Origin of the sequence: Pseudomonas kielensis, from assembly GCF_014236655.1 — a bacterium.
Taxonomy (GTDB): domain Bacteria; phylum Pseudomonadota; class Gammaproteobacteria; order Pseudomonadales; family Pseudomonadaceae; genus Aquipseudomonas; species Aquipseudomonas kielensis.
The window spans coordinates 1-10,494 of sequence record NZ_JACMYG010000061.1; the positions used below are offsets into that span (position 1 = coordinate 1).

Below are 10,494 nucleotides of genomic sequence, written 5' to 3' on the forward strand. Positions count from 1 at the left end.
TTCCTGCTGCGCAGGGTAATGAGAGAGCGAGGTTGAAACATGAGCAACACGGCAGACGATCTCGGCAGGTGCGACAGCCTACGCAAGACATGGCAGGTGATCAGCTTCTGGGGGCTGCCTGCCGTCGTGTCCAGGCTGCTACTGGCTCTGGGTGCTACACCGTTACTCATCTGGCTACCTGAACGCCTGGCTGGAAGGAAATATCTGAGCGCCCCAGTTTGCGGTGAAGACCGGGAGTGTCGGTGATGAATGTCTACACCATATCCAGATTGGCCAAGGAGGCGGGCGTCAGCGTCCATATAGTCCGCGATTATGTGCTGCGCGGCTTGCTGCATCCCGCGCGGCGCACGGAAAGCGGTTACGGCATTTTTGATGAGCGGTCCCTGGCGCGGCTGTGCTTCGTGCGTGCCGCCTTCGTGTCCGGTATTGGGCTCGACGAATTGGCACGGCTCTGTCGAGCGCTCGATGCGGACGATAGTACCGATGTGATCGGGTGTATCGACCGCTTGCTTGGGCAAATCGCGACACGGCTGGCAGCTTTAGCCGCACTGAAAACGGAGTTGGCCGGGCTAACCCATCGCGCCGTCGAAGGTCACACCCATGCGTAACACCAACCAATCCGAATCAATCAAGATACCCCGCTGGCGCGCCTACACGTGGGGTGTGCTCGCCGCGCTCACTTGCCCCTGCCATTTGCCGGTGCTGGCATTGCTGCTTTCGGGGACTGCGGCCGGGGCCTTCGTCAGCGAACATTGGAGCCTCGCTGCGCTCGTGCTGGCAGTTCTCTTCATCCTTTTCCTGATAGCGGCACTGCGGGCCTTTCGGGAGCGGCCGTGACCAGCTCAGACACTGTGCGGTCTCCGCTGCCGAATTGCGGCAGGCTCGGGAGCGTCGGGAATTTTTGCTGCACTACCAGCCGCAGGTCGATCTGTGCACCGGTGCGGAAGGGTTACTAGGTTTTCTTGGACGATGGAGGAACCCCATCATGAACGCAAACGACACCCCCACTATCAGTTGCTGCGAATGTTGCAAGGAAATTTCCCTTGACGCCGCACTGACGCCGGAAGGTACCGAGTACGTCGTGCACTTCTGTGGCCTTGAATGCTATCAGCGCTTCATATCGCGCGCGGATAAGAGAGCGGCATCCGAGCCTGATCACCCCTACACCAAAGGTCAGTACCCGTCACGACGACTAATTCGCTTTGCCTCTGGAAAGTGGCTCTGGTTAATTGCTGAAAGAGTGAGCCCATTGACGTTAAATGCAAGCTCGCTCGTAGCTAATGTGAGCCCTAGGACTTCGTCAGTCGCAGTTAATCTGAGCTGGAAATGGTATCGATTGCGAGCCCGGCCGATTTCAAACGCGAGCCGTTACACCAATCTGACGGTGGTCGAGGGCCTGAAGCTCGCCGCGCAAACCTTCACCAAGGATGTGACACAGCTATCCTCGTGCGCCGGATAAACAGCAGTGAAATAGGACATGAACCATGGAAACCACGCTGTACATCACCAAAATCATTGAAAGTCTCTCGTCTGACAATAGCACAGATGATTTCGCGGGACTCTTCGTTGCTCTTCTTCGCCAGATTGCCTTGGGAAGTCCAGTTTCACGAGAGACACTTGGAGCTGCGCTCGGTTGGTCTACCGAAAGAGTCGCGGCGGCACTTGACCAGATACCCGGCACCGAGAACGACGAGGAGGGGAATATCGTCGGCTATGGCTTGACGCTGCGCAAGACGCCTCATGCCTTTGAAATCGATGGCCGACGCCTCTACACCTGGTGTGCGCTGGACTCCTTGATGTTCCCCGCGGTAATTGGCAAGGAGGCGCGCGTGCTTTCGCGCTGCCCCGCGACAGGAGCGCCAGTGTCGCTCATCGTGACACCGGATCAAGTCAGTCATATTGAGCCTGCGGAAGCAGTGGTATCGCTACTGCTGCCGGATGAATCGTCCGATATCCGCCGCTCCTTTTGCTGCCATGTGCATTTTTTCGCCTCTGCCGCTTTGGCCGGCAAGTGGATGTCGCAACACGGCGAGACGGTGATTGTTGTGAGTGTTGAGGAAGCATTTCGTCTGGGGCACGCGATCGGTTGCAAATTGTTAGGTCCTGCAGGACAAGCCCCATCGTGAATGTCTACACCATATCCAGATTGGCTGAGGACGCGCGCGTCAGCGTCCATATGGGGTCATGACGAGATAAGGTAAAATTCACTCACTTCACCAGTAACGATATGTTTTTAATGGTTTTTTAATAATCAACCACTACATCCCTGTGCTTGGACTATCTTTTCTGGCTCCCCTTAGAAAGGAGGTCCTATGGCTTCAGTAGAGCACACGGCGTACCCCTCTCTGTCAAAGGCGTATTCGAAAGCTGAGTTACAGCGAGAATTTTCCTTTTCAGATGATGAGCTTAAGTGTGTACGAAGCAAATCCAAGGCCTCCTTTCACCTCAACCTTGCGGTCTTGTTTGTAGTGGTCAACTAATTCCAGACACCTTGATAGGTGGTTCCGACGCCATCGCACGCTCGTAAACGGTCGGTGGCAGATATCCCAGTTTCGAGTGCAGCCGCTCGTTGTTGTAAAACCCAACGATGTATTCCGTGATGTCACGTATCGCTTCGGCGTGGTTGGCGTAATCGCGGCGCCATACCCGCTCCATTTTTAAGCTCAGGAAGAAGCGCTCCATCACTGAGTATCCCAGCAGTTACCTTTACGACTCATGCTTTGCTGCATGTCATTTCGTGCCAGCAACGCTCTGTAGCTTGCGCTGGCGTACTGGCTACCGCGATCCGAGTGGGCGATCAGGCCCGGTGGCGGTTGACGCTGAGCAACTGCCAGTTGCATTGCACTACACACCAGATCGGCGGGCATGTTCGGGGCCATGGACCAACCCACGATCTTGCGTGAGAACAAGTCCAGTACCACGGCCAGGTACAGCCAGCCGCTACGGGTCCGGATGTAGGTAATGTCCGCCACCCAGGCCTTGTTCACCGCCTCGGGTTCGAATTGGCGATTCAGCACATTTTCGGCAACCGGCAGGTCGTGCTTGCTATCGGTCGTGTCCACAAACTTACGCTTCCAGGCCGAACGCAGGCCGTTGGCCCGCATCAAGCGACGAATTTTATAAATGCCTATTTCCATGCCCTTGGCGCGCAACGCTTTACGCAACGGGCGACTGCCATAGCAGCCGCCACTTGCAGCAAACGACGCCTTGAGTTGTAAAGTAACGGGACAAATCAATGCTGGCGCTTCAGCGCGCTTGTTAGCCTCGTAGAAACCGGATCGGCTGATGCCCCGCAGCCGACAGACATACGCCACCGAATAAGCCTTCTGTTGCAGCTGCCGAACCAATCGATACGTTACTTCAGCTCGCGGGCAAAGAAGGCGGTGGCTTTTTTTAATACATCGTTATCCATCTTGAGCTGGCGGTTTTCCTGCTCCAGCTGCCGAATCTGCTGCTGCTCAGGTGTGAGCGGTTTACCGATCCCGGCCTGTCCCAATTGTTCAGCCTCGTACTGCTGAACCCAGCGCCGGACGGCTGTCTCGCCAATATTAAGATCGCCGCAAACCTGCGGAACGGTCAGCCCTTGGTCCTTGATCATCTTCACGACTTGCAGCTTGAAGCTGTCGTCGAATGTCCTGCGTTTGTTGGTCATGAAAAACTCCTCGATAGATGTATTTTCCACTTATCGAGGTGTCCGGGGAAATTAGACCACTACAGTTCAAGACCTTCCAGCTACTTCGGTTTTTTCCTGACCTTACCGACGTGCCTGATCAAGTGGTGGATTTCATTCGTGGTGAATTAGGTCAGCGCAGCACGGTGAGACTCGCGGAGTACAAGTGGGTTCAGCAGTATCGACACATGAACGCAGTCCGGACGCGTCTCAGGGTGATCGCGTTTTATGGATCAGATGCTATAGACGTCGCTGAGCGCCATGCCAAAGCAATGTCGTTCTTGCTTGACCAACGTGCCGACATCATCAACTCCGTGATTGAGGAACTGACTCGTCAAAATTATGAGCTCCCTGCGTACTCTACCCTCAATGATCTTGCCGAAAGGGTTCATGCCCAGTCTCTGGAGGCAATATTCAACCAAGTAGTCAACAGAACCCCCATTGAGGTTATCCACCAGTTGAAAGAGCTTTTGGTGACGGATTTTGGCCGACGTCAGAGTGACTTCAACGCATTGAAGCAGGCGCCAAGAAAACCTTCACGCAAGCATCTAGAGGTGTTGATTGATCACCTAAGTTGGCTTGAAGAATTCGGGGACGTTGATGCCGTTTTTGAAGGCGTAACTGAGCCTAAGATTCGTCACTTTTCCCCGTTAGCTGCTGCCTCAGACGTCTTTGAACTGCTGGACTGCTCGCTTCCCAAGCGGTTTACGCTGATGCTCGCTTTGATCTACAAGATGAGAATTCGGGCTCGTGACCATCTCGCGGAGATGTTTATCAAGAGGATCTCGACCATCCACAAGCGGGCCAAAGATGAGTTGGAGCAAATCCAGCAGCGTCAGCGCAAGAAACTAGAGCTGCTCGTGGCCACCTTGGATGGTGTGATTCAGATTCTCAGCCAAGAACCAAGCGATCAGGAAGCCGGCAGCTTGATTCGCGAGTATCTATCCCCCGAAGGGAATCTTGATCACCTTCGCGAGGCCTGCGCCGAAGTCCAGGCCACAGGCGGCAGTAACTATCTCCCGTTACTCTGGAAGCATTTTAAGTCCCATCGATCATTGCTGTTCCGCCTGAGTCATCTGCTGCAACTGGAGCCAACAACCCAGGATCGCTCGCTTATCGAGGCTCTGCACTTGGTCCAGGCCAACGAGATCCTGCATCGGGAATGGATCGACGAGCATGTGGACCTGTCGTTCGCCTCGGATCGTTGGATCAAAGTTGTGCGTCGCGCCGCCAGCGAAGGGCCACCGACCAATCGGCGCTTCCTGGAAGTCTGCGTTTTTTCCCATCTGGCCAGCGAACTTCGCTCTGGCGATATCTGTGTCCTTGGCTCGGAGTCGTTTGCTGACTACCGCAAACAGTTACTGCGTTGGGATGAGTGTCTGGCTCGTCTGCCGGAGTACTGCGAAAAGGTCGGGCTGCCAAGTACAGCCACAGAGTTTGTTGCCAGTTTGAAGGAGCAACTGGAGAGTACCGCTCAGCAATTGGATGACAAATTTCCCAGTTGTCGTGGCGACGTGTCGATTAATGAGGCTGGTTCCTGCTCAAATGGATTGGCAACCGTGAGTTACGCCAAGAAGTAACAGCCAATACCAACAAGATCGAGTCCTACAACGGTTTCTCGAAGTGGCTGTCCTTCGGCGGAGATGTCATCGCCGAGAACGATCCAGATGAGCAACAGAAGCGCTTGCGTTACAACGATATGATTGCTTCCTCAGTGATCTTGCAGAACACCGTCGACATGATGCGCATCCTGCAGAAGCTCGCCAGTGACGGCTGGCAGTTTACTGATGACGACGTATCGTTTCTCAGTCCCTACCTGACCAGCAACGTCAAACGCTTTGGCGAATTCAATCTCAGCCTCAAGCGTCCACCGGAACCCTGGATCAAGGACTCCATTTTCCAGCAGGCCGCGGGTTCAATTCGTGGGCACTTGACGGCAGTCTGAGCCACCCGATCGGCTACTGTCGGAATACCCAGCTTGCGTTTACCTCCTGATTGCTTCGGAATTTCCACTTGCCGCACTGGCGGTGGAAAGTAGGAACCCGACGACATGCGGTTCCAAACCTTGTACAGGTTCCGTTGCAGCTTCTGCTCGAACTGGGCAATAGATTGTTCATCTATCCCAGCGGCTCCTCGATTGGCTTTCACTCGCTGGAAGGCCTCCCAAACTGTCAGTTTGGAAATGCTGTACGACTTTGCTGCGCTCATGCCGCTCTTCCCCGCCGAAGCCGGTTGACGACATAAGCGAGCTGGGCAACGCCATCCCTTCGCTCCATTCTCATTACAAGAACTTCATCACTACTACGAATGGCTCCGCCCCTCGGCCTTTGCATCGGTATTCTTCCTTGCGGTGATAGCCGCTTGTCATTTCCCTTGGCATCAAAGGCGAGGTTCTCACGTTCCATATCAAAGCCTGTATTGAGCTCATGCCGCCTATACACCGGCTGCCATCTGGACGGTAAGCAGGTGTCCTCCAGACTTGCTCCCAAGGCTACTTGCCAGCCTCGGTTCTGACAGCGCTTGAGCCCTTAACGATGCGTCTTCGGACGGTTTGCTTTCGCTCATCTGCTCAATACGTACCTGACGCCGTTATCGGCGCCTTTTCCAACGGTCGCTCACCACCACGCCTTTTGAACGCAGCAGCACCGGGCGGTTTGAAGCCAGCTCCTGCAAGCGGACTTCGGGAGGCCTACTCCCATCTTCGATACAGCATCGCTGGCTTACGCCAGCGTTCGTGACACACGCAAGTAGCGGGCTTTGGCAATTTTGGCTACCTCACCCCGCTGCGCCGCCTCATCCGCTTCCTGTTCGTCAGGCCAGCATTTTGCCTCGGGCTTCCTTCGGATTCGCAGTCGCCCGCGACACCCTTGCCTCTGGCTAACACTTCCCCTTGCTGGGTGTGTAGAGGACTTGCACCTCCAAGTCACCAGCGAGGCCGCCACAGCCAAGCTGGTTGCGCTTGCGCGCAACGCGCCATGCCTGGCGCACCAGAATAAACCCTGGTGTACGCACCATGGTCAAGGCTTTCTCGAAGTCCACTTCTCGATTCGGTTATTGGCGAAATCGACCGCAAATATCGTTCCGTCGCCCGCTACGGCAATGGCGATAACGTGGTCAAACTGCCCCGGCCCGCTGCCTTTGCCACCGAAGCTCGTCAGGAAGGTTCCGTCGGCCCTGAACTTCTGGATTCGATGATTGTAGAAATCGGCAGCGAAGATATCGCCCGTCGGCCCGATGGCGATGCCGGTAACCACTTTGAACCAGCCATTGAACGGACCAGGGATACCCACGGCGAAAGGGCCACCCCACTGATTGATCGGCTTTCCCGCAGTATCGAAGACCTGGATGCGGTTGGCGTAGCCGTCCGCGACGTAGAGCGTGCCATTCCGGTCGAGCGCGACATCGGTCGGATAGATAAACGCACCGGCCATGTGTCCCTTTTCACCGGTGACGCCCCATTGACGCACAAATTCACCATTCGGCTTGAGCTGCTCCACGCGGTGATTGTAGAAGTCCGGGACCAACAGGTCGCCGTTCGGTGCCACCGCTACGCCACCCGGCGCATTGAATTCGCCGGGACCATTACCCGATTTTCCGATGGTCCGCTTCGGCGTGCCGTCAAGCCCGAACACCTGAATCCGGTCGTTGAAATACTCGGCGACGTAAAGCTCACCGCTGTGAATTGTGAGATTCATCGGGCGGCCGAGTTGGCCTACATCTTTGCCTGGCGTTCCGAACTGGTGCTTGAAATGTCCGTCGAGGTCGAAGACCTGGATGCGGCCGTTGCGCGAGTCGGAAACAAACACTTCGTCGCCGGCGACGGTGATTCCGGTTGGGTCGTTGAACTGGCCGGGCGCGCCGCCTTTCTCGCCCCACGCCGTCACAAAGGTGTAGGGCGGCTCCTTGGCCGACGGCACAAAGGCCAGCCAACCGGCAGCGAGTAGCGCTGCCGATGCGATCACGATATTTTTAGCCCATTTGGCTGCCGATCGAAATTGCATGGTTTGGTCTCAGAAGTTGACGCGAAAGCCGGTGGTGAAAACGTAATCGTTCTTCAGCGCCGTGCCGTTGAGATGCTGGCTGGCGGGAATCTGAATGCCGGCCTCCACTATCCATTTTTGGGTCACGTATTGCAGTCCGGGTGTGATGAACAGCGTGGTGCCCCCCGAATTCGGGTCGTCGGCTCCGCCGCTGCGATCCCGGGCCGAATGCACGAGATTGGCTTCGAGCACTCCATACAGAAAAGCGGGAACACCCGCGCCCAAGCTGCGCGGCCACAGCCGGTACTGGAATGAGGTGTCGAGGCTGGCGACATTACCAGCTTGAAAGCCGTTGGCGTCGGTGTTGGCCTTGTAACTCACCTGGCTGTCGATCTCGAAATCCAGCGTCTGATAGGTGAGCACAGCACCACCGAGCACATCCCATGAACCGGAACCAAGTTGGACCGGCGGAGGCAAGCGCCCCACACCGTCGCGGGCATTATCCTCACCAGTTGGTGCCTTCACGCCCAGGAACGGTGCGATACGGAAAGTTTTCCCCTGTGCGTTGAATTCATAGGCGGTGTAGCGGCCAAACACCGTGAGATCGCCAACGCCCGATTTCTGCCGGGTGAGATCCTGCCCGCCCTTGCTCATGTCCAGACGCTTGTCGAACCAGGGCAGCATGCCGAACAGCGCGAAGTCCCGCGTCACGCCATAGCCCAGCACCGATACCAGGGCGCTTGCTTCCATGTCGCGCCCAGCCGGCGTCGGGTCGTCGGCGCTCTTCATGAAGACAAACTGCTCGCGCAGGACGTAGCCACCTTCGCGCACTGGCAGCGCCGTGTTGAAGGTGATCGGCGCGCTCCATGCGGTTCCAGCCGTTAGGCAAAACGTCGCCAACCCTGTCTTCAGCACGGCCTTCATTTCGTCTGTTCCGCCGGGGCGGATTGAACCGGTTCGAGTTTGCGTAGACTGAAACCGGCAGCTTTTACCGCCAGTTTAGCTGCGGCCTCGTTGAGCGGTGCGCCGTTCTTCATGGTGACGGTCACAGTGCCGTCCTTGATGTTGGTTTCAAGACTTTCGACGCCTTCGACGGCGTTCAGTTTTTTCTCGATGCCATAGGCGCAGAACGGACAGGACAGGCCGTCTACGTACAACCGGTAGGTGGGCGGTGCGGCCAGTACGCCGGTTGCCATCAGGGCGATGGTCAATGTGAGAAACATACGCTGTGTTGATGCTCTGAAATTCATGATATCTCCCGTCATTTAAAGTCAATAGGGACATAAGAACGATAACCCTTGGAGTAAGCACCAAGGTCAAGCGTTTATCCAAAGAAATTACTGGCGCGCGGCATCCGGGGAGCGGCCGTAACCCTTCCCGTGCATGCTGTCTAGGCTTGACCGAGGTCCGCGGCGCGAAGCGCCTGCTCTTCGACGCCAGCGTCTGAACAACAACACGAAGCCAACTGGCCGTTTATGGCGACTGCTGGCACCGAGCGGACACCCAGATCATGGGCACGTTTCGCCACATTGATGTCGTTCATATCGAGAGTTGAGAGATCACACGAACTGCATGCGATGTGATTGTCGAATTCGATGGCGGTTTGGCAGGCGGGACAGCCCGCGTTAAAAACTTCGACTTTGCGTTTGGTAGTCGTGATATTTCTCCAGGTTAATGAGGTAACGGTGCGCGAGAACGAACAACCATACAGGCTGTGTGAAAACCTCCGGCGCTGGTTGAAACCTTGAAAAGAGGTCCAAAAAACGCATTTCTATTTAAAATCCAGGTCTGAACCTAGCAATGAATTACAGATTTCACGTAGACGCGCGGACTTCAGTTTCGGTCAGCCCGATCTCCAAATAATCGGCGGCACTTGACCATCGAAATCTGCTCCGACTTGGCGTGCGGATACATTGACGGCCAGACGGAACGGCCTCCATTGCAGAGGTAGCCAGTCGTGCATCTGGCGACAGGCTTCGTGTAGCAGCCATGTGCCAATTTCCGGCATCAAACCGGGCGATTCCACCACGGGCAGGAACTGACCCGGCAGTAACAAGCCGAGACTTGGGTGCCGCCAGCGCACCAGTGCTTCCGCGCCGGCAATCTTGTCTCTGGGCAGATCGACAATCGGCTGGTAATGCAGCTAAAGCTGCCCGCACACAACCACCTACGCCAGTTGCGCCGTAGTCCATTCGGCGTGTGGGATATCGCTCATGATCGCCCCATGAAGACTCGTAGCAGTCGTGCCACGGACAGGACAAACAAACCGGTCAGTGCGAGTGCCGCGATACCCCAGTGTTCACCAATGAAGGCGCCGGCTGTCGTACCAGCCAGAACAATGGCGAAAATGGGTAGATGGCAGGGGCACGATAGAACCGCAAGCACACCCCATAGGTGAGCGGTGATTGGCTTACCTGCTCCATCGGGCAAATGCTCGGGATTGTTCATGTCAAAACCGCTGTTTCATGTGCCATTTCGCTCGACTGCTCTACCAACTGCGCATCCAGGCCAGCGGGCGCCTGACAGCGGCACTCAACAAGCTTGCGTATGTCAACAAGCTGCACTGTCGCAGCCTTCCTATTTTCGGTGTCCATCGCACGGAACAGCGCATTAGCATGTCCAGGCCGATACCAGCCTCAAAGGAGGATTGCACGAAACGCAAGCGCCGCAAGGCTGTCTTGTCGAACAGACAATGTCCGCCGAAGTTCGTGCTAACGGTAGCAGCAACCTGCGCAGCATGTAATTGCGCACGATATGCACACTAACGCCCGCGCCATGTGCTAAGCGGGGAACTGTATAAGTGCTCACTGAACACCTCCTTTTCCTCAACCCGCGCAACAGGAC

9 protein-coding genes and 7 pseudogenes are annotated in these 10,494 nt (G+C 56.1%); 7 read left to right on the top strand and 9 right to left on the bottom strand.

Translation table 11 applies throughout. The features are described 5' to 3' along the window. Positions 1 to 245: 245 nt before the first annotated feature. The 5 genes and pseudogenes from merD (H7995_RS27715) to H7995_RS28960 form a co-directional block, all read left to right on the top strand. On the top strand, positions 246 to 608 hold the full coding sequence (gene merD / locus H7995_RS27715; RefSeq protein WP_057978985.1) for a mercuric resistance transcriptional repressor MerD: 363 nt from the start codon (positions 246 to 248) through the stop codon (positions 606 to 608). Then, a complete protein-coding gene (merE, locus tag H7995_RS27720; protein WP_185819297.1) occupies positions 601 to 837 on the top strand; it encodes a broad-spectrum mercury transporter MerE in 237 nt (78 codons plus the stop codon). The genes merD (H7995_RS27715) and merE (H7995_RS27720) overlap by 8 nt, the downstream gene beginning before the upstream one ends. A gap of 148 nt (positions 838 to 985) precedes the next feature. Further along, a pseudogene (locus tag H7995_RS28765) lies at positions 986 to 1,171 on the top strand (DUF3330 domain-containing protein); the annotation flags it as partial. Between the two features lie 313 nt (positions 1,172 to 1,484). Next, a complete protein-coding gene (gene merB, locus H7995_RS27730) occupies positions 1,485 to 2,126 on the top strand; it encodes an organomercurial lyase MerB (RefSeq protein ID WP_057978932.1) in 642 nt (213 codons plus the stop codon). A 186-nt stretch (positions 2,127 to 2,312) separates the two neighbouring features. Continuing rightward, a pseudogene (locus H7995_RS28960) lies at positions 2,313 to 2,462 on the top strand (DUF4158 domain-containing protein); the annotation flags it as partial. Positions 2,463 to 2,472: 10 nt separating this feature from the next. Here H7995_RS28960 and H7995_RS27735 read toward each other — a convergent pair. Beyond that, positions 2,473 to 3,652 (bottom strand): annotated as a pseudogene (locus H7995_RS27735) (IS3 family transposase). A 17-nt stretch (positions 3,653 to 3,669) separates the two neighbouring features. Between H7995_RS27735 and H7995_RS28995 the strand changes: the two are divergent. Beyond that, a pseudogene (locus tag H7995_RS28995) lies at positions 3,670 to 3,996 on the top strand (DUF4158 domain-containing protein); the annotation flags it as partial. Between the two features lie 33 nt (positions 3,997 to 4,029). Then, positions 4,030 to 5,615, top strand: a pseudogene (locus H7995_RS27740) (Tn3 family transposase); the annotation flags it as partial. Here H7995_RS27740 and H7995_RS28600 read toward each other — a convergent pair. From H7995_RS28600 to merD (H7995_RS28605), 8 genes and pseudogenes are all read right to left on the bottom strand, one after another. Then, positions 5,579 to 5,878, bottom strand: a pseudogene (locus tag H7995_RS28600) (group II intron reverse transcriptase/maturase); the annotation flags it as partial. The pseudogenes H7995_RS27740 and H7995_RS28600 overlap by 37 nt on opposite strands. Before the next feature lie 809 nt (positions 5,879 to 6,687). Then, on the bottom strand, positions 6,688 to 7,671 hold the full coding sequence (locus H7995_RS27745) for an NHL repeat-containing protein (RefSeq protein ID WP_057978928.1): 984 nt from the start codon (positions 7,669 to 7,671) through the stop codon (positions 6,688 to 6,690). A 9-nt stretch (positions 7,672 to 7,680) separates the two neighbouring features. Then, on the bottom strand, positions 7,681 to 8,574 hold the full coding sequence (locus H7995_RS27750; RefSeq protein WP_057978926.1) for a transporter: 894 nt from the start codon (positions 8,572 to 8,574) through the stop codon (positions 7,681 to 7,683). Continuing rightward, the gene (locus tag H7995_RS27755; protein ID WP_202879044.1) at positions 8,571 to 8,900 is read right to left on the bottom strand and encodes a heavy-metal-associated domain-containing protein; all 330 of its coding nucleotides are present in this window, start codon (positions 8,898 to 8,900) and stop codon (positions 8,571 to 8,573) included. The genes H7995_RS27750 and H7995_RS27755 overlap by 4 nt, the downstream gene beginning before the upstream one ends. Positions 8,901 to 9,040: 140 nt before the next feature. After that, a complete protein-coding gene (locus tag H7995_RS28965) occupies positions 9,041 to 9,361 on the bottom strand; it encodes a thioredoxin family protein (RefSeq protein ID WP_202879048.1) in 321 nt (106 codons plus the stop codon). Between the two features lie 132 nt (positions 9,362 to 9,493). Beyond that, positions 9,494 to 9,733 carry an EAL domain-containing protein gene (locus H7995_RS27765; RefSeq protein WP_425312262.1) on the bottom strand — a complete coding sequence of 80 codons (240 nt, stop codon included), beginning with the start codon at positions 9,731 to 9,733 and terminating at the stop codon, positions 9,494 to 9,496. Positions 9,734 to 9,861: 128 nt separating this feature from the next. Continuing rightward, on the bottom strand, positions 9,862 to 10,098 hold the full coding sequence (merE, locus tag H7995_RS27770) for a broad-spectrum mercury transporter MerE (protein WP_137807363.1): 237 nt from the start codon (positions 10,096 to 10,098) through the stop codon (positions 9,862 to 9,864). Beyond that, positions 10,095 to 10,458: pseudogene (gene merD, locus H7995_RS28605) on the bottom strand (mercuric resistance transcriptional repressor MerD). Before merD (H7995_RS28605) ends, merE (H7995_RS27770) begins: the two are co-directional and overlap by 4 nt. Between the last annotated feature and the right edge of the window lie 36 nt (positions 10,459 to 10,494).